The 25,885-nt window shown below is 64.2% G+C and carries 25 protein-coding genes; 15 read left to right on the forward strand and 10 right to left on the reverse strand.

From position 1 onward, the window contains the following. The first annotated feature begins 136 nt into the window (after window positions 1-136). Window positions 137-1,273 (forward strand): catalase family protein, encoded by a 1,137-nt coding sequence (locus JFY56_RS09695; RefSeq protein ID WP_208313449.1) that lies wholly within the window; start codon window positions 137-139, stop codon window positions 1,271-1,273. Window positions 1,274-1,280: 7 nt separating this feature from the next. Here the strand turns inward: JFY56_RS09695 and JFY56_RS09700 are convergent, their stop codons facing one another. Continuing rightward, complete coding sequence (locus tag JFY56_RS09700) at window positions 1,281-2,123, reverse strand: IclR family transcriptional regulator domain-containing protein (protein ID WP_208313450.1); 843 nt, start codon at window positions 2,121-2,123, stop codon at window positions 1,281-1,283. A 149-nt stretch (window positions 2,124-2,272) separates the two neighbouring features. On the opposite strand from JFY56_RS09700, the gene JFY56_RS09705 reads away from it, so the two are divergent. After that, on the forward strand, window positions 2,273-2,770 hold the full coding sequence (locus tag JFY56_RS09705) for a hypothetical protein (RefSeq protein ID WP_208313451.1): 498 nt from the start codon (window positions 2,273-2,275) through the stop codon (window positions 2,768-2,770). A gap of 213 nt (window positions 2,771-2,983) precedes the next feature. On the opposite strand, the gene JFY56_RS09710 is transcribed toward JFY56_RS09705, so the two are convergent. The 4 genes from JFY56_RS09710 to JFY56_RS09720 all read right to left on the reverse strand — a co-directional run bounded on the left by JFY56_RS09710 (window position 2,984) and on the right by JFY56_RS09720 (window position 5,780). Continuing rightward, window positions 2,984-3,592 (reverse strand): TetR/AcrR family transcriptional regulator, encoded by a 609-nt coding sequence (locus tag JFY56_RS09710; RefSeq protein ID WP_208313452.1) that lies wholly within the window; start codon window positions 3,590-3,592, stop codon window positions 2,984-2,986. A 4-nt stretch (window positions 3,593-3,596) separates the two neighbouring features. Beyond that, window positions 3,597-4,049 carry an ester cyclase gene (locus JFY56_RS09715; RefSeq protein ID WP_208313453.1) on the reverse strand — a complete coding sequence of 151 codons (453 nt, stop codon included), beginning with the start codon at window positions 4,047-4,049 and terminating at the stop codon, window positions 3,597-3,599. Between the two features lie 268 nt (window positions 4,050-4,317). Beyond that, window positions 4,318-4,452, reverse strand: coding sequence for a hypothetical protein (locus tag JFY56_RS24515; RefSeq protein WP_268968854.1), 135 nt, complete (start codon window positions 4,450-4,452; stop codon window positions 4,318-4,320). Between the two features lie 200 nt (window positions 4,453-4,652). Then, window positions 4,653-5,780 (reverse strand): M14 family metallopeptidase, encoded by a 1,128-nt coding sequence (locus tag JFY56_RS09720; RefSeq protein ID WP_208313454.1) that lies wholly within the window; start codon window positions 5,778-5,780, stop codon window positions 4,653-4,655. 242 nt (window positions 5,781-6,022) lie between these two features. Here JFY56_RS09720 and JFY56_RS09725 point away from each other — a divergent pair, with 242 nt between their 5' ends. Further along, entirely contained in the window at window positions 6,023-6,292 is a 270-nt protein-coding gene (locus JFY56_RS09725) for a hypothetical protein (RefSeq protein ID WP_208313455.1), read from the forward strand. A gap of 93 nt (window positions 6,293-6,385) precedes the next feature. Next, entirely contained in the window at window positions 6,386-6,631 is a 246-nt protein-coding gene (locus JFY56_RS09730; RefSeq protein ID WP_208313456.1) for a DUF1272 domain-containing protein, read from the forward strand. A gap of 61 nt (window positions 6,632-6,692) precedes the next feature. Here the strand turns inward: JFY56_RS09730 and nfuA are convergent, their stop codons facing one another. Both nfuA and JFY56_RS09740 read right to left on the reverse strand, forming a co-directional pair. After that, window positions 6,693-7,277, reverse strand: a complete 585-nt coding sequence (gene nfuA, locus JFY56_RS09735) for a Fe-S biogenesis protein NfuA (RefSeq protein ID WP_208313457.1) — start codon at window positions 7,275-7,277, stop codon at window positions 6,693-6,695. Between the two features lie 205 nt (window positions 7,278-7,482). Continuing rightward, window positions 7,483-9,771 (reverse strand): fatty acid cis/trans isomerase, encoded by a 2,289-nt coding sequence (locus tag JFY56_RS09740; protein WP_208313458.1) that lies wholly within the window; start codon window positions 9,769-9,771, stop codon window positions 7,483-7,485. 175 nt (window positions 9,772-9,946) lie between these two features. On the opposite strand from JFY56_RS09740, the gene metH reads away from it, so the two are divergent. Together metH and JFY56_RS09750 are read left to right on the forward strand one after the other, a co-directional pair. Beyond that, entirely contained in the window at window positions 9,947-13,639 is a 3,693-nt protein-coding gene (gene metH, locus JFY56_RS09745; protein ID WP_208313459.1) for a methionine synthase, read from the forward strand. An 18-nt stretch (window positions 13,640-13,657) separates the two neighbouring features. Further along, complete coding sequence (locus tag JFY56_RS09750) at window positions 13,658-14,047, forward strand: 50S ribosome-binding protein YggL (RefSeq protein ID WP_208313460.1); 390 nt, start codon at window positions 13,658-13,660, stop codon at window positions 14,045-14,047. Window positions 14,048-14,244: 197 nt separating this feature from the next. Here JFY56_RS09750 and JFY56_RS09755 read toward each other — a convergent pair whose 3' ends face one another. Continuing rightward, the gene (locus JFY56_RS09755; protein ID WP_208313461.1) at window positions 14,245-14,742 is read right to left on the reverse strand and encodes a prolyl-tRNA synthetase associated domain-containing protein; all 498 of its coding nucleotides are present in this window, start codon (window positions 14,740-14,742) and stop codon (window positions 14,245-14,247) included. A 194-nt stretch (window positions 14,743-14,936) separates the two neighbouring features. Here JFY56_RS09755 and JFY56_RS09760 point away from each other — a divergent pair, with 194 nt between their 5' ends. The 5 genes from JFY56_RS09760 (at window position 14,937) to JFY56_RS09780 (ending at window position 19,938) form a co-directional block, all read left to right on the forward strand. Continuing rightward, window positions 14,937-16,310, forward strand: a complete 1,374-nt coding sequence (locus JFY56_RS09760; protein WP_236032523.1) for an MATE family efflux transporter — start codon at window positions 14,937-14,939, stop codon at window positions 16,308-16,310. 247 nt (window positions 16,311-16,557) lie between these two features. Further along, a complete protein-coding gene (locus JFY56_RS09765; RefSeq protein WP_208313462.1) occupies window positions 16,558-16,776 on the forward strand; it encodes a DUF2970 domain-containing protein in 219 nt (72 codons plus the stop codon). A gap of 280 nt (window positions 16,777-17,056) precedes the next feature. Beyond that, on the forward strand, window positions 17,057-17,551 hold the full coding sequence (locus tag JFY56_RS09770; RefSeq protein WP_208313463.1) for a PaaI family thioesterase: 495 nt from the start codon (window positions 17,057-17,059) through the stop codon (window positions 17,549-17,551). Between the two features lie 238 nt (window positions 17,552-17,789). Then, on the forward strand, window positions 17,790-19,448 hold the full coding sequence (locus JFY56_RS09775; protein WP_208313464.1) for a nitrite/sulfite reductase: 1,659 nt from the start codon (window positions 17,790-17,792) through the stop codon (window positions 19,446-19,448). Beyond that, window positions 19,432-19,938: a DUF934 domain-containing protein gene (locus JFY56_RS09780; RefSeq protein ID WP_208313465.1), complete on the forward strand. Its 507-nt coding sequence runs from the start codon at window positions 19,432-19,434 to the stop codon at window positions 19,936-19,938. The genes JFY56_RS09775 and JFY56_RS09780 overlap by 17 nt, the downstream gene beginning before the upstream one ends. A gap of 320 nt (window positions 19,939-20,258) precedes the next feature. Here the strand turns inward: JFY56_RS09780 and JFY56_RS09785 are convergent, their stop codons facing one another. Together JFY56_RS09785 and sohB are read right to left on the reverse strand one after the other, a co-directional pair. Further along, window positions 20,259-21,251 carry a YhdH/YhfP family quinone oxidoreductase gene (locus tag JFY56_RS09785; RefSeq protein ID WP_208313466.1) on the reverse strand — a complete coding sequence of 331 codons (993 nt, stop codon included), beginning with the start codon at window positions 21,249-21,251 and terminating at the stop codon, window positions 20,259-20,261. Between the two features lie 40 nt (window positions 21,252-21,291). Further along, window positions 21,292-22,317, reverse strand: a complete 1,026-nt coding sequence (gene sohB / locus JFY56_RS09790; protein WP_208313467.1) for a protease SohB — start codon at window positions 22,315-22,317, stop codon at window positions 21,292-21,294. 205 nt (window positions 22,318-22,522) lie between these two features. Here sohB and JFY56_RS09795 point away from each other — a divergent pair, with 205 nt between their 5' ends. The 4 genes from JFY56_RS09795 to JFY56_RS09810 all read left to right on the forward strand — a co-directional run bounded on the left by JFY56_RS09795 (window position 22,523) and on the right by JFY56_RS09810 (window position 25,828). Beyond that, complete coding sequence (locus tag JFY56_RS09795) at window positions 22,523-23,233, forward strand: histidine phosphatase family protein (RefSeq protein ID WP_208313468.1); 711 nt, start codon at window positions 22,523-22,525, stop codon at window positions 23,231-23,233. Window positions 23,234-23,291: 58 nt separating this feature from the next. Next, complete coding sequence (locus JFY56_RS09800) at window positions 23,292-23,606, forward strand: SCP2 sterol-binding domain-containing protein (RefSeq protein WP_208313469.1); 315 nt, start codon at window positions 23,292-23,294, stop codon at window positions 23,604-23,606. Window positions 23,607-23,967: 361 nt separating this feature from the next. Next, on the forward strand, window positions 23,968-25,035 hold the full coding sequence (locus JFY56_RS09805; protein WP_208313470.1) for a phosphotransferase family protein: 1,068 nt from the start codon (window positions 23,968-23,970) through the stop codon (window positions 25,033-25,035). 25 nt (window positions 25,036-25,060) lie between these two features. Beyond that, window positions 25,061-25,828, forward strand: coding sequence for an SDR family oxidoreductase (locus JFY56_RS09810; protein ID WP_208313471.1), 768 nt, complete (start codon window positions 25,061-25,063; stop codon window positions 25,826-25,828). Window positions 25,829-25,885: the final 57 nt, after the last annotated feature.

The raw sequence follows: 25,885 nt of genomic DNA on the forward strand, positions 1-25,885 counted from the left end.
CCGGCAACTCTGGATAGTCCCCTCTCCCTTGAGGGAGAGGGTTAGGGTGAGGGGGTAGCCCCGCGGCGAAGCATGGACAGTTGCTCCTACGCGGTTGGCTCACCCCAGCCGTTTTCCCCGGAAAGGAACCCACGCAATGCTCAAGGCAATCTGGCTGTTCATCGGCAAATGGCTCGGCCGACTGCTTCTCTTGCTGGTCACCATCGGCCTGCTCGGCTGGGGTTTCGGCAGCCTCTACTACGCCTGGAAGTTTTCCGGTCCAGTGTCCGCCGAGGAGCAGGTTCCGCCCGGTGAGGCTCAGATGACCCAGGCGATCATCGCCGACGCCATCCGCATCGTCGAACAGCACCGCGATAACACCCGCGTGCTACGCGACGCCCATGCCAAGGCTCATGGCTGTCTGAAAGCGGAACTGACGGTACGCGCCGACCTCGATCCGGCGCTGCGCCAGGGCGTGTTCGCCGAGCCGGGCAAGGCCTGGAATGCCTGGGTGCGCCTGTCCAACGGCAACGCCTACCCGCAGTTCGACAGCGCCCGCGACGCCCGCGGCATGGCGATCAAGCTGCTCGACGTGCCCGGCGCCAAGCTGATGCCCGGCCGCGGCCACGATGGCGAGCAGGACTTCGTCATGTTCAACCAACCGGTGTTCTTCGTCCGCGATGTCGCCGAATACCGGCAGAACTTCGCCGCCCAGGCCAGCGGGCAGAAGATCGGCGCCTTCTTCCCGAGCTGGAAGCCGGACAGCTGGGAAATCCGCCACCTGCTCATCGCCCTGCGCACCCTCGCCCCGGCGCCGGACAGCCCGCTGCAGATCGGCTACAACTCCATCGCGCCATTCAAGCTGGGCCCGGCGAACATCAAGTACCGCGTCGTTCCCGATCCGCAGAACTGCCCTGGGTACCAGTTGCCGGAGCAGAACCGCGACCTGCCCAACTTCCTGCGCAACGCCCTCTACCAGCAGCTTTCCGTGGACCGCGTGCCCGCCTGCTTCGCCCTGCAGATACAGCGGCAGGACCCGGGTAGGTACATGCCCATCGAGGACACCAGCGTCGAATGGAGCGAAGACGACGCGCCGTTCGAAACCGTGGCCCTACTGCGCATCCCCGCGCAGGATTTCGATAGTCGCGAGCAGAACCTGTTCTGCGACAACCTCTCCTTCAACCCCTGGCATGCACTGCCGGAGCACCGCCCCATCGGCGGCATCAACCGCCTGCGCAAGGCCGTGTACGAGGCGGTGAGCACCTATCGGCTGCAGCGTAATGGGGCGGACTGAACGCGCGTCAGTGGAACAGCCGGGTGCTCAGCTCCCGGCTGGCTTCCAGCAGGACCGGCAGGAAGCGTGTCTCCAGTTCCTGGCGGGAAACGCGGCCAACATGGGTGCCGACGTTGAGCGCTGCCAGCACCTGGCCGGCGGAATCCTTCAGCGGCACGGCGAGGGAACGCAGGCCGACTTCCAGTTCCTGATCGACGATCACCCAGCCCTGCCGGCGGACTTCCTCCAGGTTGGCGCGCAGCGCGTCCGGGGTGTGCAGGGTGCGGCTGGTCTTCACCTGCAGGTCGGCGTGTTCCAGGTACTCGTCCAGCGCCGCGTCGTCCAGCGCGGCGAGCAGGATGCGGCCCATCGAGGTGCAGTAGGCCGGCAGCCGGCTGCCGACGCTGAGGTCCACGGAAATCAGGCGTTGCGGCGTGGCCGAGCGGGCGATGTAGAGGATCTCGTCGCCTTCCAGCGTCGCCATCGAACAGGCCTCACGCAGCTGTTCGCTGAGGCGGTCGAGGATCGGCTGCGCAGTGACTGCCAGCGGCGTCGAGGACAGGTAGGCGTGGCCGAGGGTCAGCACCTTGGGCAGCAGCGAATAGGTGCGCCCGTCGGTGGTCACGTAGCCCAGCTTGATCAGCGTATGCAGGCAACGGCGCACCGCCGCGCGAGGAATCTCGGTGCGATGGCTGATCTGGGCGATGGTCAGGTGGCGCTTGCGCTCCTGGAAGGCGTGGATCACCGCCAGGCCGCGCGCCAGCGACGTCATGAAGTTCGGGTCGCCGGTGAAGGCTTCGATGCGCTTCGCCGGCGAGGCGATGATGGGCGGCGCCAGTGGTGGCGGGCTGACTCGGGTTTCATCGGTCATGGTGGTTGTCCTGGCCTGGGCTGCAATGCGGCTGACCGATTATCGATCCACCGGGCGATTATCGCAAACACGACCAGCGAAATGCGAAAGAGCCGATGTCGACCGGCTCCCGTGGGCTTTACTCCAGAAGGTATGGGGAGGAACGCTCAATGAAACCGATCATCTGGCTCATCTACGCAAGCACGGCCCTGCTCGCCGCACCGGCAATCGCTACCGCGGCGCAGCTGTCACCCACCGACCAGGCCGCGGCGTTCAAGGCCGCGGGATTCAATCTGAAAGGCAAGCAATGGCAGAGCGCCTGCGAGGACCCCGGCACCACCTCGTACACGCCCGGAGCCATCGAACAGGTACTCGACCTGAATGGCGACGGCCGCATCGAAGCGGTCATCACCGAAGGCGGGACCTACTGCTACGGCCACACCGGAGCCGGCTACAGCGTGGTCAGCCAGCAGGCCAACGGCAGCTGGAAGCTGATCACCAGCGGCACCGGGATGCCCAATTTCCTGAGCACCAAGGGCGTCGGCGGCTGGCCGGATATCGAGGTGGGCGGCCCGGGCTTCTGCTTCCCGGTCGAACGCTGGGATGGCCGTCAATATGTGCTACAGCGCCACCAGTACGAAGGCAAGGCCTGCCAGCCGAGTCAGTAGCGCCAATCCCATTCGAAAGCCTTTTCGCGGGCATGGCCCGCTCCTACGAGGCGCAGGAAAAACGCCGTCGTAGGATGGGTTGAGCGAAGCGATACCCATCACCACGGCCGCAGTCGGCAAGACAGTTGCTCCTACAGATGGCCCGGCGCCAAGGCAAACTCCTGTAGGAGCGGGCCATGCCCGCGAAAAGTGCGACGGACATTCGCGTCGCCGTCAGCGTTCCCTGCGCGCCGCCTCGACCAGCGCGTGGATGGCCCAGCGCGTCACCTCTCGCGCCTCGGCGTCATCCAGCTGCAGGACGTCCTTGAACACCAGCATCGCCTCGGTGCCGTAGAGCAGCGCCAGGGCCTTGCGCAGCCGGTCCAGCGCCTCCGGGCGGAATTGCGTGCGGGTCGGCGCCAGGGCCGCGTCGATCAGCGTGCTGCGACGGTTCTGCCGTATCGGCGTGGCGCCATCCTGCTCGCCGCTCGCGCCCTGGCGCAGGGCATTCATCAGCATCAGCCGCAACTGCAGCTCGTTGCTGCGGGTCATCTCGTGGAAGGCTTCCTCAAGGCGATCCAGCCGCGCCAGCGGATCATCCGTCGGCGTGCCGGCGAACAGGCTCCTGACATCCGGCACGGCGACATCCAGCGAAGCTTCCAGCAGCAAGGCCTCGACGCCCGGGAAATAGCGATAGGCAGTCGCCCGCGAAACCATCGCCTCTTCGGCGATTTCCTCCAGGCTGGGATTGCGGCCCTGGCGCAGCAGGCGGCTGGCGGCCTGCAGCAGGTCCTTGCGGGTCCTGAGCTTCTGGTTCGGGCGGGTGGATTTGAGCGCGTCCACGAGGTCAGTCCTGGGGTAGTTGCTGAAGGATGGCGGCAAGGTCGACCCACACGTTCTCGCGGTGGATGTCGCCATTCCCGGCGAACTCGACGACGTGCAACAGGCGGAACTGCAGCGGCCGCCCCCTGCCCTCCACGCCGAACGGCCTGCCCGGCGCCTGGCCGAACCACATGGATTCGTCGACGAGGAAATCCTCACCGTAGTAGCGCCGCAGGGTTTCCACCCGGCCTTCGGAGAGATCGGCGAAAAGGTTCTGGTAGAAGGGACGCGCGGATTCGCGTCCGTGGGTCGGGCCGTCGGGATTGCCGACGATGTCGTGCTCGACATCCAGCGCCAGCGTGGCCAATACACCTTCGACGTTGTCTTCGGCTTCGAAGCGGAAGTGTTCGTCGATCCTGCGGTCCATTTCCTCGCGTGACATCGCCATGGTCAGACCCTCCGACAGGGCATGGGACATGTCGAAGAATCTAATGAGACTTTTGTCTCATGACAAAATGATTATCTCAATCTGAAACCACCATCTCATTGGCTCCGCCAATCGCCCACCGTGGCGTACTTCGCCGACGGCAGGCGTTGCCTTGGCTAGGTTCTGCACGAAAAGTGCCTGCGCTCGGTGATGCTTCGTTAAAAACCGGTTCGGAATGCTCATTTACAGCTCGTAAACTCCGCTTCCTCACCGGTTTTTGCCTCGCCTGACCTTCGCTCGGCGACTTTTCGTACAGACCCTAGCGGGCTTGATGGCTATTGCGGGACTTCTTCACTTCGCGACGTTCCTGGAAATCCAGGTCCTCCATCGGACCGCTACGTCCCTGGAGTTCGTCGATGGTTTGCGGGGTCAAGGGTTTGCGACGACGGGTCATGTCCACCTCCGTTAGCGGCATCCCTAACGATTAGACTCGCCCGGCAATGTGAAAATTCAAGGAAAAACCGGTGAATTTTCACGATCCTGCGGAATATTCCGAAACCATGGTGGATGCGGGCCGAATCGCCGTTATGATGGGGTATTTACCTCCCTCCGATTCAGCCCACCAACCTTCATGTGGCGGGCAACCTCCCGCGCTCAGCGCAATGTTTCCACCATGCTCGACAGGGTCGACAGCACGGCGCCGGCCAGTCGTTTCGAGCGCGCGCCATTCCAGCCCGTGCGCGGGTCGGGCGCGAGGTCGTGGTCCTTGAACGGCATCTCCAGGGTCAGCGACAGGCAGTCGTAGGTCTGGCCGACGAAATTGCAGGCCAGCGTCAGGTTGGCCTGCCCCGGTTCGTCCTTCGGATAGCCATGCACGCTCTGGAACTCGCCACGGGCTTCCAGGCGCTGGCGGAATTCGCTTTCCAGGCGTTCAAGACGCGGCGTGAAACCGGGATTGCCCTCGCAGCCGGCGGCGAACACGTAGGGGATTTCCTCGTCGCCGTGGATGTCGAGGAACAGGTCGACGCCGCTGCGCTGCATCTGCTGCTGGACGAACAGCACTTCCGGGCTTTCCTCGGCGCTAGGCGCCTGCCAGGCGCGGTTGAGGTCCTTGCCGGCGGCGTTGGTGCGCAGGTTGCCGGCGAAGGCACCATCGGGATTCATGTTCGGCACCAGGTACAGGTCGGCATGCGCCAGCAGATGGTCCAGCTCGGCATCGCCCCTGGCCTGCAGGCGCTCGATCAGCCCTTCCATGAACCACTCGGCCATGTGCTCGCCGGGGTGCTGCTGGGCGATCAGCCAGATACGCCGTGATGCTGCCGGATTGCGGCTGATGCGCAGCAGCGGGATATCGCGCCCCTGCACGCTCTTGCCGCAGGCCAGCAATTCGGCGCCGGCCTTGTCGATAGCCTGGGCGATCAGCGCGTCATGGCGGGCACGGCTGTAGGGTTCGAAGTAGGCGAACCAGACCTGCGGCTGCTGCGCATCGAGGGTGAAATGCAGGCCCGCCTCGTCGTAGCGGGTCGGCACGCGGAACCAGTCCTTCTGGTCATAGGACGCCACCGCCCGGTAGCCGGGCCAGCCGCCGGTGTAGCTGGACTGGGCCGCGTTGGTCAGGCTGAAGCCGTAACCCTGCCCGACCTGCAGGCCATCCACGCGAAAGTGGAACCACTGGAAATGCGCACTGCTCAGGTCCGGCCGCAGCGCCAGCAGCACCTGCTGCGGGTTGCCGGCATCGATGACCTGGATGTTGCCGCTGTCGAAATCGCAACGAATGTCCATGACCGCTCCTTCGCGCCTGTCAGAACGGGCCATTTTCCTGCGCCCGGACGGAGTTGTCGAAGAGCATAGCCGGCTCGGCTGCTGTTTCCGCCAACCCCCGATTGATACCGTTGCGACACGTCGATGCAGGAAAGCGACGAACGTTGTGACTTTCTTCGGTTCTGAAAACATCAATTGCGTGAACGAACACTTTGGCGCCACGCCAGTCTTCAGTAATGGACAACCGCAGAGAGACACACCCCATGAACGATACCCTACGTTTCAACGAGGCTCTGCTGATCACCGGACGAGCCTTTCAACCCTTCAACTGCATCACCTGGGTGGATGAGGCCGGCGACAGCAGCCTCGACCTGTCCGTCGTGGATCGCACCGGAACCCGCCTGCTGGGGCTGACCCGCATCCCCCGCGCCGCCTACTCGGACCCGGAACGACTCGCCGGCCTGCTGGCCCAGGCGCGCGACGAGCTGAACCGCGAGGGGTACCAGCTGCAGGACTGGCACATGCCGGATTGATCGTTGTCCGTTCCAGCCAAGCCCGGCCGCGCGCCGGGCTTGTCGTTTCCGGGGCTAGACTGAAACGATCCGCAACGATGCAAGGAGCCCGCGATGCTGGAACTACGCCCGAACTGCGAATGCTGCGATCGTGACCTGCCGGGCGACAGCCCCGACGCACTGATCTGCTCGTTCGAATGCACTTTCTGCCGGGACTGCGCCACCACCCTGCTGAGCGGACGCTGCCCGAACTGCGGCGGCGAACTGCTGGCCCGGCCGCGCCGCACCGGCGATGCCCTGGTGCGCAATCCCGCTTCGACCAGGCGGGTGCTCAAGCCGATCGGCTACCAGGGCGCCTGACGGCCATTCCGCAGGCATGAAAAAAGGCGACCCTCGGGTCGCCTTTCTCGTGGAGCGCGCCTTAGTAGTAGGCGTTTTCCTTGTTGCTATGGTCGGTGACGTCACGCACGCCTTTCAGCTCCGGAATGCGCTCGATCAGGGTCTTCTCGACGCCATCCTTGAGGGTCAGTTCGACCGCGCCACAGCCCTGGCAACCACCGCCGAAACGCAGCACCGCGATGCCGTCTTCGACCACGTCGACCAGGCTGACCTGACCGCCGTGGCTGGCCAGACCCGGGTTGATCTCGGTCTGCAGGTAGTAGTTGATGCGCTCGGTGATCGGGCTGTCCTCGTTGACCATCGGCACCTTGGCGTTCGGCGCCTTGATGGTCAACTGGCCGCCCATGCGGTCGGTCGCGTAATCGACCACGGCGTCTTCCAGGAACGGCTCGCTGATGCCGTCGATCCAGGCGGTGAAATCCTTCAGGCCGACCGGGGTGTCTTCCGACTTCTGCTCGCCCGGCTTGCAGTAGGCGATGCAGGTTTCCGCGTACTGGGTGCCCGGCTGGGTGATGAAGACGCGAATGCCAATGCCAGGGGTATCCTGCTTGGCCAGCAGCTCGGCCAGATAGTCCTGGGCAGCTTCGGTAATGGTGATGGCGCTCATGGCAACTCCTCGCAAACGTGGCGCCAGTTTACGCCATTCGGCTACCTCGGATAAAGGCCTAGTAAATTGGTAGGAATAGTTCTCAGGTGAAGCAGCCGCCGCTCCGGACAACCGTAGGATGGGGATGCTGTTTGTAGGGCGGGTGAAACCCGCCATCGCTCGCGGCCGGCAACTGTGGCGGGTTGCACCCGCCCTACGGTGCAAATCAGAGGTTCTCGTAGCGGTTCATGTCGAGCACGCCCGCCTCCACCGGCTCGGTTTCGCGCAGGTAGGCATCCAGGTCGTGGAAGTAGGCCCAGAACTGCGGATGGCTGCGACGGATGCCCCAGCGCTCCACCACCCTGTCGAAGTCGGCCTGGCTCTTCACCTGCTCCAGCGCGGAAACGAACTCGCCCGCCTCATCGGCCTTCAGGTCGAACATGAAGTTCGGGTAGCTGGACAGCACTCCGGGATAGATGGTCAGGCTGTCCAGGCCCGGCTGGTAGCGCAGCGACTCGCCGGCCATGAAGGCCACGTTGCTGTGCGCGCGGTTGCGCAGAGCCGTATAGAGCTCGCGCTTGCCGCCGGGCAGTTCGACGCGCAGCACGGTCGCCTCGGGGAAGAACTCGATGACTTCCAGCCCCGCCGCCGGCCGGCTGACCAGGCGGCTGAAGACCTGCTCGGCAGCCTGCAGCGGCGGCGCCACATTCGGCCGGTAGCAATTACCGTCCTGGCACAGGTTGATCGGGTCGGGACGCGCATTGAGGTTTGCATAACGGCTGAGCAGCTGCGATGCGAAAGCCTCCTTCGCGCCCTCCTCCGGCAGGAACAGCCCGCTCGGCGCATCGTTGTCGAGTTTCTGGTAATCCACCCACATCTTCAGCTTGCCGCTGCTCTGGTACCAGTCGTCCAGCAGCGGCTGGCGCGCGGCCACGGGCATCAGGCGGAGGAAGTTCTGCTCGGCGCCGTTGCGGATCAGGTCGAAGTACAGGCGGGTCTGCGCCTGGTGGGAAACATTGCCGTAGACGTCGAAGTTGACCACCAGCCCGTAGTAGGTGCGCTCCAGCAGCGGGTAATCCATCCACCACAGGGTCTGCGGCACGCCGCCGATCAGGCCCTTGCGCACCGAGGCGCTGTCGTACTGGCGGAAGATGCTCAGTAGCGCGTTGTCGTTGCCGCTCCAGATATCCGCCCAGGTCGGCGCCGGCGCCTCCTCGTAGGCGTCCAGGCGCAGCTCCTCGTACCGGTTGCGCTTGTCGCGGTAGTAGGTCCACTGGCCGAGCATCTTGCTCACGTCGTCGATCTGTCCGGGCAGCGCCAGCAGCGGCGTGACCTGGCGGCGATAGTCGGGGTCGGCGATGTAAAGGTCGTGCTGCGGGTCCTGGAAGAACACCCAGAAGTTGTCGCGAATCACATCGGTGGCGATCTGCCCGCGACAGACCGGCCCGCGAATGAAGGTGCGGACGAAGTACTCGGCGTTGTCCAGCATGAACTGGTAACGCGCTCGTGGCGGGATCGCGGCGAAGGTCTCGAACGGGTTGGCGCGGTGTTGCAGACCGTAGCCCGGCACCTTGTCGGCCTCCCACGCACTGCCGAAGAACAACTGGCGGGTATGCTCCAGCTTCGCCGGGCTGAGCGGATAGGTGATGTGGGTCTTGTGCACGATCACGCCCTGGATCGGCCACAGGCGATAGTAGAAGGAGCTGCCGGGATCGTCGTTCGGCCGCCGGGTGGCGATCGGGTCGATCGGCTGGCCGCTGGGCGTGCGCGAACGCACCAGTTGGAAGAAATGCCCCCGCTCGCCCTGCTCGGCGAAGTACAGGTGCGCAAGGAACAGGTGCTCGTACAGCCAGCGCGACACCAGCGATTCGCGCGCGCCGGGCTGGTTGAGGAAGGCTTCCCACTCGGCTATCTGGCGGAACTCGCCGGCGCCCGGCTGCAGCGGCTGCTCGTCCACCGGCGCGCCTTGGGCCAGCCAGGTCTTCAGCGTGTCCGTCTCCTGCTCGGTAAGGCCGGTTACGGCGAACGGCATGCCGGCGCGCGGATTCTTCTGCACGAACTCGTCGATGCTGTCCGGCGTCGGGCACTGGTTGGCGCGGTTGATGGAGATATCCAGGTCCGCTGGGATCTTCGCGTTGGGCTCCAGTGGATGCGCGTGGCCCAGGTCGATCATTCGTGCCAGCAGCGCCGCCTGGCTGCCACGGCCGTCCAGAACCGACCAGAACTCCTTGCGTCGCCAGGCATCGGCACCATGGGCATCGAGGAACAGCCGGGTGGTTTCCTGCGCCTGGGTCCGCGTACCGTCGTACACCGGCAGCTTGTTCGCCCCGCGCTGGGAGCCTTCGGCGGCGCTCAGGTTGAGCTGGCAGGGCGAGTCGTAGCAGGCATGGCAGGCCACGCACTTCTCGGTGAAGATCGGCTGCACATCCTTGCTGTAGGAGATTTCGCGAGCCGCGGAAGATGCAGCGAACAGCATGAAAACAGCAGACATCGCAGCGGCAGCGCGCACTCGCATGAAAATCTCCAGACAGCATGAAAGGCTGATTCTAGCCCCATCGCCGCACGCCATGAAAAGCCGGCGCGCCAAACAACATGAATGAAATTCATGAAAACCGCCTGACCGCTAAAAAACCATGCAGGTTTGCTATGATCAGCGCCATTCTTAAAACGCCAAATTCCAGGTAGTTCCCATGTCCGACCGTGCCGTCCGCCAGCAATTACTCCAGCAAGCCCTGAAGGAACGCATCCTGATCCTCGATGGTGGCATGGGTACCATGATCCAGAGCTACAAGCTGCAGGAAGAGGACTACCGCGGGGCGCGCTTCGCCGACTGGCCGAGCGACGTGAAGGGCAACAACGACCTGCTGCTGCTCAGCCGGCCGGACGTGATCCAGGCCATCGAGAAGGCCTACCTCGACGCCGGCGCGGACATCCTGGAAACCAACACCTTCAACGCCACCCGCGTCTCCCAGGCCGACTACGGCATGGAAGAACTGGCGTACGAACTGAACGTCGAAGGCGCGCGCCTGGCCCGTGAAGTGGCCGACGCCAAGACCGCCGAGAACCCGGCCAAGCCGCGTTTCGTCGCCGGCGTGATCGGCCCGACCAGCCGCACCTGCTCGATCTCCCCGGACGTCAACGACCCCGGTTTCCGCAACGTCACCTTCGACGAGCTGGTGGAGAACTACAGCGAAGCCACCCGCGGCCTGATCGAGGGCGGGTCCGACCTGATCCTGATCGAAACCATCTTCGACACCCTCAACGCCAAGGCAGCGATCTTCGCCGTGCAGGGCGTGTTCGAGGAAGTCGGCTTCGAGCTGCCGATCATGATCTCCGGCACCATCACCGACGCCTCCGGCCGCACCCTGTCCGGCCAGACCACCGAGGCGTTCTGGAACTCGATCCGCCACGCCAATCCGATCTCCGTGGGCCTGAACTGCGCCCTCGGCGCCAAGGAACTGCGCCCGTATCTGGAAGAACTGGCGACCAAGGCCGGGACCCACGTCTCCGCCCACCCCAACGCCGGCCTGCCGAACGCCTTCGGCGAGTACGACGAGACCCCGGCACAGATGGCCGAAGTGGTCGAGGAATTCGCCGCATCGGGCTTCCTGAACATCATCGGCGGCTGCTGCGGCACCACCCCGCCGCACATCGAAGCCATCGCCAAGGCCGTCGCCAAATACCCGCCGCGCGTCATTCCGGAGATTCCCAAGGCCTGCCGCCTGTCCGGCCTGGAGCCGTTCACCATCGACCGCAGCTCGCTGTTCGTGAACGTCGGCGAGCGCACCAACATCACCGGCTCGGCGAAGTTCGCCCGGCTGATCCGCGAAGAGAACTACGCGGAAGCCCTGGAAGTCGCCCAGCAGCAGGTGGAAGCCGGCGCCCAGGTGATCGACATCAACATGGACGAAGGCATGCTGGATTCGAAGGCGGCCATGGTCACCTTCCTCAACCTGATCGCCTCCGAGCCGGATATCTCCCGCGTGCCGATCATGATCGACTCCTCCAAGTGGGAAGTGATCGAAGCGGGCCTGAAATGCATCCAGGGCAAGGGCATCGTCAACTCGATCTCCATGAAGGAAGGCGTCGAGCAGTTCAAGCACCACGCCCGCCTGTGCAAGCGCTACGGCGCCGCCGTGGTGGTGATGGCCTTCGACGAAGCCGGCCAGGCCGACACCCAGGCGCGCAAGGAAGAAATCTGCCAGCGCTCCTACGACATTCTGGTCAACGAAGTGGGCTTCCCGCCGGAAGACATCATCTTCGACCCGAACATCTTCGCCGTCGCCACCGGCATCGAGGAACACAACAACTACGCGGTCGACTTCATCAACGCCTGCGCCTATATCCGCGACAACCTCCCCCACGCACTGACCTCGGGCGGGGTGTCGAACGTGTCGTTCTCGTTCCGCGGCAACAACCCGGTGCGCGAGGCGATCCACTCGGTATTCCTCTACTACGCGATCAGGAACGGCCTGACGATGGGCATCGTCAACGCCGGCCAGTTGGAGATCTACGACGAGATCCCGAAGGAGCTGCGCGACAAGGTCGAGGACGTGGTGCTCAACCGCAGCCCGGACGCCACCGAGGCCCTGCTCGCCATCGCCGACAACTACAAGGGCGGCGGCGCGGTCAAGGAAGCCGAGGACGAGGAATGGCGCAGCCATAGCGTCGAGAAGCGCCTGGAGCACGCGCTGGTCAAGGGCATCACCACCTATATCGTCGAGGACACCGAGGAGTGCCGGCAGAAATGCGCACGGCCGATCGAGGTCATCGAAGGCCCGCTGATGTCCGGCATGAACGTGGTCGGCGACCTGTTCGGCGCCGGCAAGATGTTCCTCCCGCAGGTGGTTAAATCCGCCCGCGTGATGAAGCAGGCGGTGGCGCACCTGATCCCGTTCATCGAGGCGGAGAAAGGCGACAAGCCGGAAGCCAAGGGCAAGATCCTGATGGCGACCGTGAAAGGCGACGTGCACGACATCGGCAAGAACATTGTCGGCGTCGTACTTGGGTGCAATGGCTACGACATCGTCGACCTCGGCGTGATGGTGCCCTGCGAGAAGATCCTGCAGACCGCCATCGCCGAGAAGTGCGACATCATCGGCCTGTCCGGCCTGATCACGCCGTCGCTGGACGAGATGGTCCACGTCGCCAAGGAAATGCAGCGCCAGGGCTTCAACCTGCCGCTGATGATCGGCGGCGCCACCACCTCCAAGGCGCACACCGCGGTGAAGATCGACCCGCAGTACAGCAACGACGCGGTGGTCTACGTCACCGACGCCTCCCGCGCGGTGGGCGTGGCGACCACCCTGCTGTCGAAGGAACTCAAGCCGGCCTACATCGAGAAGACCCGCACCGAGTACGCCGAAGTCCGCGAGCGCACCGCCAACCGCAGCGCGCGCACCGAGCGCCTGAGCTACGCCAGGTCGGTGGAGAACAAGCCGGCATTCGACTGGGCGGGTTATCAGCCGCCGGTCCCCTCCTTCACCGGCGTGAAGGTGCTGGAAGACATCGACCTGAACGTGCTGGCCGAGTACATCGACTGGACGCCGTTCTTCATCTCCTGGGACCTGGCCGGCAAGTACCCGCGCATCCTCACCGACGAAGTGGTGGGCGAAGCGGCGACCGCACTGTTCAACGACGCCCAGGCCATGCTGCGCAAGCTTATCGACGAGAAGCTGATCAAGTCCCGCGCGGTCTTCGGCTTCTGGCCGGCCAATCAGGTCGAGCATGACGACCTGGAAGTCTACGGCGAGAACGGCGAGAAGCTGGCCCGCCTGCACCACCTGCGCCAGCAGACCATCAAGCCGGACGGCAAGCCGAACTTCTCCCTCGCCGACTTCGTCGCGCCGAAGGAAACCGGCCTGACCGACTACGTCGGCGGCTTCATTACCACCGCCGGCATCGGCGCCGAGGAAGTCGCCAAGGCCTACGAGGCCAAGGGCGACGACTACAACGCGATCATGGTCAAGGCCCTCGCCGACCGCCTCGCCGAGGCCTGCGCCGAGTGGCTGCATGAGCGCGTGCGGAAAGAGTACTGGGGCTACGCGAAGGACGAGCACCTCGACAACGAGGCGCTGATCAAGGAGCAGTACGTCGGCATCCGCCCGGCGCCCGGCTACCCGGCCTGCCCGGACCACACCGAGAAAGGCACGCTGTTCCAGCTGCTCGACCCGCAAGGCCAGTCCGGCGTGACCCTCACCGAGCACTACGCCATGTTCCCCGCCGCCGCCGTCAGCGGCTGGTACTTCGCCCACCCGCAGGCGCAGTACTTCGCCGTCGGCAAGATCGACAGGGACCAGGTGGAAAGCTACACGGCGCGCAAGGGCCAGGACCTGTCGGTGACCGAGCGCTGGCTGTCGCCGAACCTCGGCTACGACAACTGATTCGCAGGAGCGATAGCGATGAAATTCCTCACCCCCGAACAAATGGAAAAACCCCGCAAGCGCCGCCTGCGCAAGAAGCTGCGCCTGGCCGAATTCCAGGAGTTCGGCTTCAGCTTCGAACTGACCTATGACAGCGCCGCCATCGACCTCGATGACGCGCTGGACAAGCTGATCGACTTCGTCGAAGCCCAGGGCTGGGCCTTCGGTGGCGGCGGCAATCCGGACGAGACGGAAGTCACCGGATACCTCTGCCAGGCTGGCGTCGGCACGCTGACCGAAGAAGACCGGGAAAAGACCCGCGAGTGGATGGAAGCGCAGCCGTGGTGCAAGGGCTTCGAGATCGGCCCGCTGAGCGATTGCTGGCACAACTTCTTCGATTGGGAAGAGGCGGACGAGGTCGTAGCCTGATCTGGAGGCTTCTTATCGTTCCGACGCTCCCGCGTGGGAACCATGAGCGATGCCCACCGTAGGTTGGCGCTGAGCAACGCGAAGCCCAACATCGCCATCGTTGGGCTTCACTGCGTTCAGCACCAACCTACGCGAGTTATGGCACAGCCACGTAGTTACATAGGATGCAAGACTGTTGTTCCTGCAGGGCGTGGCGCCTAGACCCTGATCGTCCTCGGCGCATGCCCGGTGTAGCCGAGGAACCGCATGAAATCCGCGTAGCTGATGCACTGGGTGGCGGTAAGCACCAGCGGGTGGAAGCCGAGCAGTTCGTCCTGGCTGATCTCGTCGTCCATCAGCACCGTCACCTTGTGCTGCGGATCGTTCAGCAGGGCGAATGGCGTGACGCCGCCGAGGTCGACACCCAGGTACTCCTGCAGCTTTTCCACCGAGGCGAACGACAGCCGCGACTCGCCGATCTGCTCGGCGATGCCCGACAGGTCGGCCTCCTTGCGCTCCCCCAGCAGCACCAGGTAGTAGCGACTGCCCTTGCGATTACGCAGGAAGAGATTCTTGATGCCCTGGTCGGGCAATTCGATCCCTCGCTCGTAGAACGCCTCGATCGTCGTCAGCGGTGGGTGCTCGACCCGCACGCTGTCGATGCGAAGCTCCCTGAGAATCGAAAGCAGCGCCTGCTCGTCGACCTTCGCGCTCATCGTTTCCTGCTCACTTCATGACTCATGACCGGGCGGAGTACATCACATGGACCTCCCGACCGACAAAGCGCGCCAGCGGAAATTCCACAGGTGATTGATCCAGGCCATCCGGTCGATTCACCCAGCCAGGATCATTCCCGTCGCCGAGCTGTCGGCTAAGCTCAAGGCAAGCGCGCAGCGACCGGCCTGCTGCGATGCGTAGCGACAACACACCGGAAACCAGTGACGAGCGGCAGGGAATCATGCTCGAACGCCAGCGCCTTCAGAACATCCTCGGTCTGGGCTTGCCGATCATCGGCGGGATGCTCAGCCAGAGCCTGCTCAACCTGGTGGACGCCGCCATGGTCGGGCACCTCGGCGAGAAGTCCCTGGCCGGAGTGGGCATCGGCAGCTACGCCAATTTCGTCGCCATCTCGCTGGTCATGGGGCTCGGTGCCGGGGTGCAGGCGCTGGTTGCGCGGCGGCGCGGCGAGGGGCGGCTGGGCGAGCTGGCCGGGCCGTTGAACTGCGGCCTGCTGGTGGCGCTGGGCGTGTCCCTGCCGATCACGCTGATCTGCATGCTGTTCGCCGGTCCCATCGTGCAAAGCCTGTCCAGCGATCCCGAGGTGCTCGCGGTCGCCACCCCCTACTTCGAGTGGCGGGCGCTGTCCGTGCTGGCGGTCGGCCTGAATTTCTCCTTCCGCGGCTACTGGAACGGCACGCGTCGCTCCGGCATGTACATGCGCACGCTGGTGGTGATGCACCTGGCCAATGCGGCGATCAGCTACAGCCTGATCCACGGCCTGTTCAGCCTGCCTCGCATGGGCGCGGTGGGCAGCGGATTCGGCACCACCCTGGCGCTGTACCTGGGCACCCTCACCTACGCCTCGATCACCTGGCGCGACGCCCGCCAGCATGGCTTCCTCTCCCGGCGCCCATGTGAGCGCGAAGTGCGCAGCATGCTGCGGCTGTCGCTGCCCAACTCGCTGCAGCAGTTCTTCTTCGCCGCCGGCATCACCCTGCTGTTCTGGATCATCGGCCAGGTCGGCACCCGCGAACTGGCAGTGGCCCATGTGCTGATCAACCTGGCGCTGTTCCTGATCCTGCCGGGCATCGGCCTGGGCATGGCTGCGACCACCCTGGTCAGCCAGAGCATGGGCGAAGGCGACTTCGACAGCGCCCATCGCTGGGGCTGGGATGTGGTGAAGGTCGCCGCCTGCGGGCTGGCGCTGCTCGGCACGCCGTTCTGGCTGTTCCCGGAGACTGTCCTGCGGCTGTTCATCAGCGATCCCGGGCTGATCGAACTGGGGCGCCTGCCGCTGATGATCACCGGCATCGGCATGGTCATCGACGCCACCGCACTGGTGCTCACCCAGGCGCTGCTCGGCGCCGGCGCCACGCGCACGGTGATGGCGGTGAGCCTGGGCAACCAGTGGCTGTTCTTCCTGCCGCTGGCCTATCTTGTAGGACCGGTGCTGGGCGGCGGGCTGCTGGCGATCTGGAGCATGCAGATCATCCAGCGCGGCGTGGCCTCGCTGATCTTCGCGGTAATGTGGCAGAAGCGGCAGTGGACGCAGATCGAACTGTAGGAGCAACTGTCTTGCGACCGAGGGTCTTTTTGTAGGGTGGACAACGCGAAGCTTGTCCACCGCCGCGCCGCGCTTGATGGTGGAAAGGCGGGGCGGCCATCCGCTTCGCCGTTTTCCACCCTACGTAGCGTCACCTGTAGGAGCGGGCCATGCCCGCGAAATGACGCGGCACGGATTTTCGCGGGCATGGCCCGCTCCTACAATGGAAATCAGAGACCATTAAGAGAAGGAGAAACGAGTGGCGACAATGAACGACGATCCCCAGAACAAACCGCCAACCTTCTGGCAGATGCTGCAAAGCGTGCTGGCCGCGGCGTTCGGTGTGCAGAGCGGGAAGAACCGCGCGCGCGACTTCAGCCATGGCAAGCCCAGTCACTTCATCGGCCTGGGACTGCTGTTCACGGCAATCTTCGTGCTGGTGCTCTATGGCGTGGTGCAACTGGTGCTGAAGCTGAGCGGGATATAACTGAAGAGCCCCTTGCGGGGCTCGGGTTTTCCTACTGGTGGCTGACCCAGAAAACGGCGGTGGCTACCACCAGAAGGATCAGGATGAATGCCGCGCGCGCGTCGACCACGCTGTCGCGATCGTTGCTGGATTGTTCGCTCATGGTTCCCCCCTGTTGTGCTTGTTGTCGGACCACACCAGCAGTAAAGACCAGCCGCGCACGCCCCTCAAGGCAGCGTGGTTTCAATTCCCGAGGCAAAAACGCTAGTCTCGCCTTTTCTCCGCGAACGAAGGTCAGGCAATGGAAATCGTTTCTCTACAGGACGCTGCCGCGCCGGAAGGCGTCTGCTACGGATGTGGCGGCCGCAACCCGCACGGGCTGCACATCAAGAGCTACTGGCACGAAGACGGCATCCACGTCATGGCCGAGCACCTGCCGGAAGCCAAGTACACCGGCTGGCCCGACCTGGTCTACGGCGGGCTGATCGCCATGCTGGTCGATTGCCACTCGAACTGGACCGCCATGGCCTACCACTACCGCGCCGAAGGCCGCGAACCCGGCAGCCAGCCGCGCATCGAGTGCGTGACCGGCAGCCTTGGCGTGAAGTACATCAAGCCCACTCCCATGGGCGTGCCGCTGACCCTGCGTGCGCGGGTCGATGGCGAGGTGGGCCGCAAGACGCGGGTGATCTGCGAGATCTACGCCGGCGAAGTGCTGACCGCGGTGGGCGACTCGGTCTTCGTCCGTGTCGATACCGGGCAACTGGCGGATACTGCACACGACCGGGACGCCTGACGCGCCCGCTCATCGGGACGGTTCCGCCCACGATCAGCGCCGGATCGGTCATTCATCGGCGGCAATCCGGCAGGATTCGACAGACTCGTTCATTTAGTGGCGGGGACTTAGAACTTTAAGTTCTCGCCATATACTCAAACATCACTTTTACGCATATTCCCTTACTGGTATCTTGCGCCCCACTCCGCGTGGAGCGCGTAGCCGTGCGCGCTGCAACAGCCTGACAACAGGATCATCCATGTACGTATACGACGAATACGATCAACGGATCGTAGAGGACCGCGTCAAGCAGTTCCGCGACCAGACCCGCCGTTACCTGGCAGGCGAACTGACCGGCGAGGAATTCCGCCCGCTGCGCCTGCAGAATGGCCTGTACATCCAGCGCTACGCACCGATGCTGCGTATCGCCGTGCCCTATGGCCTGCTGTCCTCGCGCCAGGTGCGCAAGCTGGCGCAGATCGCCCGCGACTACGACAAGGGCTACGCGCACATCAGCACCCGGCAGAACGTGCAGTTCAACTGGCCGGAGCTGGAAGACGTACCGGAAATCCTCGCCGAACTGGCCACCGTGCAGATGCACGCGATCCAGACCAGCGGCAACTGCATCCGCAACACCACCACCGACCAGTTCGCCGGCATCGCCCGTGACGAAGTCGTCGACCCGCGTCCGTGGTGCGAGATCATCCGCCAGTGGTCGACCTTCCACCCGGAATTCGCCCACCTGCCACGCAAGTTCAAGATCGCCGTCAACGGCGCCGCGAGCGACCGCGCTGCCATCGAAGTGCATGACATCGGCCTGGAAGCCGTGAAGAACGCCGCTGGCGAGCTGGGCTTCCGCGTCGCCGTCGGTGGCGGCCTCGGCCGTACCCCGATCGTCGGCAGCTTCATCAACGAATTCCTGCCCTGGCAGCACCTGCTGGGCTATCTCGACGCCATCCTGCGCGTGTACAACCGCTATGGCCGTCGCGACAACAAGTACAAGGCGCGCATCAAGATCCTGGTCAAGGCGCTGACTCCGGAAGTCTTCGCCGAGCGCGTCAACGCCGAATGGGCGAACCTGAAGGACGGCCCGAGCACCCTGACCGCCGAGGAAGTCCAGCGCGTCGCCGCGCACTTCGTCGACCCGGCCTACAAGGCCCTGGAAGACCAGGATGCCGCCCTCGCCGCCCTCGATGCCGAACACCCCGGCTTCGCCCGCTGGCGCGCGCGCAACACCTTCGCCCACAAGAAACCCGGCTACGTCGCCGTGACCCTGTCGCTGAAGCCCACCGGCGTGGCGCCGGGCGACCTCACCGACAAGCAGCTGGATACCGTCGCCGACCTGGCCGACCGCTACAGCTTCGGCGAAGTGCGCAACAGCCACGAGCAGAACATCATCCTCGCCGACGTCGAGCAGTCGCAGCTGTTCACCCTCTGGGGCGAACTGCGCGAGAACGGCTTCGCCACGCCGAACGTCGGCCTGCTGACCGACATCATCTGCTGCCCGGGCGGTGACTTCTGCTCCCTGGCCAACGCCAAGTCGATCCCGGTGGCCGAAGCCATCCAGCGTCGCTTCGATGACCTCGACTACCTGTTCGACATCGGCGAAATCGACCTGAACATCTCCGGTTGCATGAACGCCTGCGGCCACCACCACGTCGGCCACATCGGCATCCTCGGCGTGGACAAGAAGGGCGAGGAGTTCTACCAGGTATCCCTCGGCGGCAGCTCCGCGCGCGACGCCAGCCTGGCGCAGATCCTCGGCCCGTCGTTCGCCCAGGATCAGATGGCCGACGTGATCGAGAAGATCATCAAGGTCTACGTCGAGCAACGCAGCGAAGACGAGGCCTTCCTGGATACCTTCCGCCGCATCGGCATCGACCCGTTCAAGGAGCGCGTATATGCAGCGAATCATTAAGAACCGCGAGGTCGTCGACGACCGCTGGCACCTGTTGCCCAAGGACGCGCCCCTGGAAAGCGTGCCGAACTGCGACGACGTGATCATCCCGCTGGCCCTGTGGCTCGAACACGGCCCCGCCCTGCGCGGCCGCGACGGCGGCCTGGGCGTCTGGCTGGACGCCGACGAAGAGCCGGAAGCCATCGCCGGCGACCTGAACAAGTTCCAGGTGATCGCCGTGAACTTCCCCGCCTTCACCGATGGCCGCGGCTTCAGCAGCGCACGCCTGCTGCGCGAACGCTTCGGCTACAAGGGCGAAGTGCGCGCCATCGGCGACGTGCTGCGCGACCAGCTGTTCTTCATGCACAGCTGCGGCTTCGACGCCTTCGCCATCCGCGCCGACCGCGACCCGCATGCCGCGCTGGCCAGCTTCGACGACTTCAGCGAGGTCTACCAGACCTCCGTGGCGCAGCCGCAACCGCTGTTCCGCCGCCGCCACCAGCCGGCCTGAGGCAACGAATGAAAACGCCCCGCATTGCGGGGCGTTTTCATTTGGGGATTCGCGGGCATTTCATGGTTCCCCCGCTCCCGCGTGGGAACCCATCCGGGGAAGCTCCCGCGTCCCTTTTCGACGCAGGAGCGTCGAGGGCTGCATTCGCCACGCAGGAGCGTGGGAACGATAAAAAACTGTCTTGCCGCCGATGGTGATTTTTTGTAGGAGCAAGCTCTGCTCGCGAACATCGGCCCTGCAAAAGCTTCGCGAGCAGAGCTCGCTCCTACAGGACATTGCCCCAGCCGACCGTAGGAGCGGGCCATGCCCGCGACCGCTATTCAACCAAGGCTGACCAATACCCGCCCCGTCTGCCCACCCGCGAGAATTTTCCTGATCTCCGCCGGCAGTGCATCGATACCCACTTCCCGCACCAGCGTTTCCAGACCATCCAGCTTCCACGCGCCGGCCAGCTTCTCCCACATGGCGATTTTCACCGCCAGCGGCAGCTCCACGGAGTCGACGCCGAGCAGGTTCACGCCGCGCAGAATGAACGGCATAACCGTCGCCTTGAACGAGGCCCCGGCGGTCAGGCCGCAGGCGGCGACGCTGCCGCCGTATTGCAGCGACTTCACCACGTTGAAGAGGATGTCGCCGCCGACGGTATCGACCGCGCCGGCCCATTGTTCCTTGAGCAGCAGCCGTTCCCCGCCTTCAGCCAGCGCAGCACGGTCGACGATCTCCTGTGCGCCAAGCTGCTTGAGAAACTCCGCCTGTTCCGGCTTGCCAGTGGAAGCGACCACCGTGTAGCCGAGCTTCGCCAGCAGCATTACTGCGATGCTGCCCACGCCACCCGTGGCACCGGTAACCAGAACCGGCCCGGAAGCCGGCGTCACTCCGGCGCGTTCCAGCTTGTCGACGCACAGTGCGGCGGTCAGGCCGGCGGTGCCGAGCATCATCGACTCGCGCTGGCTGAGACCCTGCGGGCGCTTGATCAGCCAGGCCGCCGGCACGCGGATGTACTGGCCGAAACCGCCCGGCGTGTTCATGCCGAGGTCGTAACCGGTGACGATCACCTCGTCGCCGGCGGCGAACTGCGCTACCGACGATTCCTCCACCACACCCGCGGCATCGATCCCCGGCGTGTGCGGATACTTGCGGGTAACGCCACGGTTACCGCTGGCGGACAGCGCGTCCTTGTAGTTCAGCGAGGAATACTTCACCCGCACCAGCACTTCGCCTGCCGGCAGATCGGCGATCTGCCGCTCGACTACCTGCTGGGCGAATGCGCCGTTCTCGCCTTCGGTCACCCACAGTGCCTTGAATGCACCCATTTCCACTTCCTCTTTGTCGTTATTCGGTCGGCACGCGGATTCATTGCCAGAAGCGGCTTCGCCCCAGGCGCTCCCACCAGGTCACCAGGACCCGGTCGATCACGGCGCTGACGCTCACGCCGAGGCGTTCCTGCATGGTTTTCTTGCGCACGAAACTCAACTGGTAGATATCCGCCACGCGGGCGCGCGTAGCCAGGTATTCGTCGCTGGTCTGGAGCTCGTCCACCAGTTGCTTGCCCAGCGCGGCCTGGCCGAGCCAGATCTCGCCAGTGGCGATCTCGTCGATGGAGAGCTGCGGGCGATAGCGGGCGACGAAGCCCTTGAACAGTTCATGGGTGGTTTCCAGGTCCTCCTGAAACTTCTCCCTGCCCTTCTCGGTGTTCTCGCCGAAGACGGTCAGCGTACGCTTGTATTCGCCGGCGGTGAGCACCTCGAAATCGATATCGTGCTTCTTCAGCAGCCGGTGCAGGTTGGGCAACTGGGCGACCACACCGATGGAGCCGAGGATGGCGAACGGCGCGGAAAGGATCTTCTGGCCGATGCAGGCCATCATGTAGCCGCCGCTGGCCGCGACCTTGTCCACGCAGACCGTCAGCGGCACCCCGGCGTCGCGGATGCGCGCCAGCTGCGAGGCGGCCAGGCCGTAGCCATGCACCATGCCGCCGCCGCTTTCCAGGCGCAGCACCACTTCGTCCTCGGCGGTCGCCATGCTCAGCAGCGCAGTCACCTCGTGGCGCAGGTGATCGGTGGCGGACGCCTTGATGTCACCATCGAAGTCCAGCACGTAGACCCGTGGCTTCTGTATACCTTCCTTCTTCGCCCGCTTGGCTTCCTTCGCCTCGGCCTTGTGCAGGGCCTTCAGCTTGTCCTTCTCCAGCACACTGTGCTGCAGCCGCTCGCGCAGCTCCTTGTAGAAGTCATTCAGCTTGCGTACGTCGAGATGACCGCCGCCGGAGCGCCGCCCGCGATCCCGCAAGGCCGCGACAACCACCAGCACCACGACCACCGCCACCAGCACGGTGAACGTCTTGGCCAGGAAACTTGCGTAATCGGCTAGAAACTCCACACTTCCTCCTCGTGCAACTGTCCCGCGCCCGTCTACCGGGCGATTCCATCCAGCAAGCATAACCACGCCACCCCGCAGCGACCAGCGCCCTCCCCCCGCCGAATCGGATGGAAACAGCAATTCAAACAAACGTATGAATTTCCGTTGACAGCCCCAGGTGATCCTCATAACCTCGCGAAACTTTCAATCCGGCCGAGATTCGCGAGTGGGCACTATCTATCTGATTCGACATGGCCAGGCCTCGTTCGGCGCCAGCAACTACGACAAGCTGTCGCCGACCGGCATCCAGCAGGCTGAAGTCCTTGGCAATCACCTGGCCAGCCTGGGCGTGCATTTCGACCGCTGCCTCAGCGGCGATCTGGAACGCCAGCAGCACACCGCACAGCTTGCACTCGCCGGCATGGGCAATGCCGACTTCGGCATGCCGACACTGGAAATCGACCCGGCCTTCAACGAGTTCGACGCCGACGCGGTGATCCGCGCGCACCTGCCCGACCTGCTCCACGACGAGCCGAATGCCCTGCATGTAATGCGCCACGCCGCGGAAAACCGCGCCGAGTTCCAGCGCCTGTTCTCCCTGGTGATCGCCCGCTGGACCTCCGGCGAGCACGAGAAGGACGGACTGGTCAGTTGGCAGCACTTCGTCGAAGGCGTGCATGGCGGCCTCCAGCGTCTGCTGCAGGAGGCCAGCGGCAGGCAGCGGATCGGCGTGTTCACCTCGGGCGGCACCATCACCGCCATGCTCCAGCTGGTCACCGGGATTCCGCCGCTGAAGGCGTTCGAACTCAACTGGCAGATCGTCAATACTTCGCTTAGCCGCCTCAAGTTCCGTGGCAGCGAAGTGTCCCTGGCTTCCTTCAACAGTCACGTACATCTGGAACTGTTGAAGGCGCCGGAGCTCATCACCTATCGATGACTACCGGCCTGTTGCGACGTCACGGATCGCACCTATAAACCTGAAAAAGGAAAAGAACATGACCTCCGTTGCTGACATCGTCTCCACCATGCAAAGCAAGTTCAACGCCAGCGCGGCCTCCGGCCTGGACCTGGTGTTCCAGTTCAACATCGAAGACGGCGACAACCACTACCTGGTGGTCAAGGACGGTACCTGCGAAGTCCAGCAAGGCGACGCGGAGAACCCCAACGTCACCCTGATCATGGACACCGAGACCCTGAAAGGCATCACCAGCGGCGAGACCGATGGCATGCAGGCCTTCATGGCCGGCAAGCTGCGCGCCGAAGGCGACATGATGCTGGCGCTCAAGCTGAGCGAACTGTTCCCGGTGTGATTCGGTAGTCGCCGAGCCATGCCAGAAAAACCGGAGTCCCCAGCTCCGGTTTTTTTATGTCCGTAGGGCGGGTGCAACCCGCCATGACTCTTCCGGACTGGCGGGTTGCACCCGCCCTACCCGGTTTCCGCGGTGAACTTCTCCCGTCCGCAGCATTGTGCGGGAAGTGAATCAGGCTGTTTGATCGGGCTGCAACACGCTCGCCAATAAAGGCCCGCCGCGCTTGTGAGGGCATGGCACGGACATTAGATTAGTCAATTATCACCTGCCGCCATCATTGCCATTACTGATGCGGCGGGTGGTGCTTTCCAGCCTGGCGGGCGTGCCGCCAGAAGCCTGACAGATAACAAAAGGGCCCAGCATGTCGCTTACCGACCAGACCATCCGCAGCCGCGAAGGCGAAGAACTCGACGCCGCCGTTATCGATGCCTATCTCAAGGAGCACATCCCCGGCCTGCAGGGCACACCGCGGATCAGCCAGTTCCCCGGCGGCGCCTCGAACCTGACCTATCTGCTGCAGTACGACAGCCACGAGCTGGTCCTGCGCCGCCCGCCGTTCGGCCACAAGGCCAAGTCGGCCCACGACATGGGCCGCGAGTTCCGCATCCTCAACCGCCTCAATGCCGGCTTCCCGTACTGCCCGAAGGCGTACGTGCACTGCACCGACGAGTCGGTCATCGGCGCCGAGTTCTATGTGATGGAGCGGGTCAACGGCATCATCCTGCGCTCCGAACTGCCGGAGGGCCTGCAGCTCGACGAAGCGCAGGCGCACTCCCTGTGCAAGAGCTTCATCGACAAGCTGGTCGACCTGCACAACGTCGACTACAACGCCTGCGGCCTCGCCGACCTGGGCAAGCCGGAAGGTTATGTCGAGCGCCAGGTGAACGGCTGGATCGACCGCTACCGGAAGGCCCTGACTCCCGATGCGCCGAGCTGGGAAAACGTGATCGCCTGGCTGCGCGAGAAGATGCCGGCCGACCATCCCAGACCGGGCATCGTGCATAACGACTACCGCTTCGACAACGTCATCCTCGACGCGAACAACCCGATGGAAATCATCGGCGTGCTGGACTGGGAGATGACCACCATCGGCGACCCGCTGATGGACCTGGGCAACACCCTCGCCTACTGGATCGAGGCTAACGACCCGCAGCCGGTGCACGGCATGCGCATGCAGCCCAGCCACCTGCCGGGCATGCTGACCCGCCGCGAGTTCGTCGATTACTACGCCGAGCGCGCCGGCATCCGCATCGACAACTTCGACTACTACTACTGCTTCGGCCTGTTTCGCCTGGCGGGCATCGTCCAGCAGATCTACTACCGCTTCTTCCACGGCCAGACCAAGGATCAGCGCTTCGCCAGGTTCATCCACATGAACAAGCTGCTGGAGCAGATGAGCCAGCAAGTCATCGCCAAATCCCAGCTGTAACCCGGATCAAAACAAGGGGAATCTCATGTCCAAGACCCATCTGTTCGACCTCGACGGCAAGATCGCCTTCGTTTCCGGCGCCAGCCGCGGCATTGGCGAAGCCATCGCCAAGCTGCTGGCCCAGCAAGGCGCCCATGTGATCGTATCGAGCCGCAAGATCGACGGCTGCCAGGCGGTAGCCGACGCGATCATCGCCGACGGCGGCAAGGCCACCGCCATCGCCTGTCACATCGGCGAGATGGAGCAGATCCAGAGCGTCTTCGCGCAGATCCGCGAGCAGTTCGGCCGCCTCGACATCCTGGTCAACAACGCCGCCACCAACCCGCAGTTCGCCCACGTGCTGGATACCGACCTGACGGCCTTCCAGAAGACCGTGGACGTGAACATCCGCGGCTACTACTTCATGTCCATCGAAGGCGGCAAGCTGATGAAGGAAAACGGCGGCGGCAGCATCATCAACGTCGCCTCGATCAACGGCGTCACCCCCGGCGACTTCCAGGGCATCTACTCGGTGACCAAGGCCGCGGTGATCAGCATGACCAAGGTGTTCGCCAAGGAGTGCGCGCAGTTCGGCATCCGCTGCAACGCCCTGCTGCCGGGCCTGACCGACACCAAGTTCGCCTCGGCCCTGGTGAGCAACGACGCGATCCGCAACGAGGCGATGCAGCACATCCCGCTGAAGCGCGTGGCCGATCCGAGCGAAATGGCCGGCGCGGTGCTCTACCTCGCCAGCGATGCCTCCAGCTACACCACCGGCGTCTCGCTGAACGTGGACGGCGGCTTCCTCGCCTGATTGCAGCGGGACAATGAAAAAGGGAGCCGCATGGCTCCCTTTTTCAGTTCCAGAGGT

Source organism: Pseudomonas schmalbachii, assembly GCF_017589465.1.
GTDB lineage: Bacteria > Pseudomonadota > Gammaproteobacteria > Pseudomonadales > Pseudomonadaceae > Pseudomonas > Pseudomonas schmalbachii.

Bases quoted from the DNA above. Each gene is read 5' to 3' on its own strand.
- JFY56_RS09775 (WP_208313464.1), top strand. From the start codon at position 17,790: ATGTACGTATACGACGAATACGATCAACGGATCGTAGAGGACCGCGTC.
- JFY56_RS09780 (WP_208313465.1), top strand. From the start codon at position 19,432: ATGCAGCGAATCATTAAGAACCGCGAGGTCGTCGACGACCGCTGGCAC.
- JFY56_RS09755 (WP_208313461.1), bottom strand. From the start codon at position 14,742: ATGAGCGCGAAGGTCGACGAGCAGGCGCTGCTTTCGATTCTCAGGGAG.
- JFY56_RS09805 (WP_208313470.1), top strand. From the start codon at position 23,968: ATGTCGCTTACCGACCAGACCATCCGCAGCCGCGAAGGCGAAGAACTC.
- JFY56_RS09765 (WP_208313462.1), top strand. From the start codon at position 16,558: ATGAACGACGATCCCCAGAACAAACCGCCAACCTTCTGGCAGATGCTG.
- JFY56_RS09695 (WP_208313449.1), top strand. From the start codon at position 137: ATGCTCAAGGCAATCTGGCTGTTCATCGGCAAATGGCTCGGCCGACTG.
- JFY56_RS09770 (WP_208313463.1), top strand. From the start codon at position 17,057: ATGGAAATCGTTTCTCTACAGGACGCTGCCGCGCCGGAAGGCGTCTGC.
- JFY56_RS09800 (WP_208313469.1), top strand. From the start codon at position 23,292: ATGACCTCCGTTGCTGACATCGTCTCCACCATGCAAAGCAAGTTCAAC.
- JFY56_RS09720 (WP_208313454.1), bottom strand. From the start codon at position 5,780: ATGGACATTCGTTGCGATTTCGACAGCGGCAACATCCAGGTCATCGAT.
- metH (WP_208313459.1), top strand. From the start codon at position 9,947: ATGTCCGACCGTGCCGTCCGCCAGCAATTACTCCAGCAAGCCCTGAAG.
- JFY56_RS24515 (WP_268968854.1), bottom strand. From the start codon at position 4,452: ATGACCCGTCGTCGCAAACCCTTGACCCCGCAAACCATCGACGAACTC.
- JFY56_RS09785 (WP_208313466.1), bottom strand. From the start codon at position 21,251: ATGGGTGCATTCAAGGCACTGTGGGTGACCGAAGGCGAGAACGGCGCA.
- JFY56_RS09700 (WP_208313450.1), bottom strand. From the start codon at position 2,123: ATGACCGATGAAACCCGAGTCAGCCCGCCACCACTGGCGCCGCCCATC.
- JFY56_RS09750 (WP_208313460.1), top strand. From the start codon at position 13,658: ATGAAATTCCTCACCCCCGAACAAATGGAAAAACCCCGCAAGCGCCGC.
- JFY56_RS09760 (WP_236032523.1), top strand. From the start codon at position 14,937: ATGCGTAGCGACAACACACCGGAAACCAGTGACGAGCGGCAGGGAATC.
- JFY56_RS09730 (WP_208313456.1), top strand. From the start codon at position 6,386: ATGCTGGAACTACGCCCGAACTGCGAATGCTGCGATCGTGACCTGCCG.
- JFY56_RS09715 (WP_208313453.1), bottom strand. From the start codon at position 4,049: ATGTCCCATGCCCTGTCGGAGGGTCTGACCATGGCGATGTCACGCGAG.
- nfuA (WP_208313457.1), bottom strand. From the start codon at position 7,277: ATGAGCGCCATCACCATTACCGAAGCTGCCCAGGACTATCTGGCCGAG.
- JFY56_RS09705 (WP_208313451.1), top strand. From the start codon at position 2,273: ATGAAACCGATCATCTGGCTCATCTACGCAAGCACGGCCCTGCTCGCC.
- JFY56_RS09810 (WP_208313471.1), top strand. From the start codon at position 25,061: ATGTCCAAGACCCATCTGTTCGACCTCGACGGCAAGATCGCCTTCGTT.
- JFY56_RS09740 (WP_208313458.1), bottom strand. From the start codon at position 9,771: ATGCGAGTGCGCGCTGCCGCTGCGATGTCTGCTGTTTTCATGCTGTTC.
- JFY56_RS09725 (WP_208313455.1), top strand. From the start codon at position 6,023: ATGAACGATACCCTACGTTTCAACGAGGCTCTGCTGATCACCGGACGA.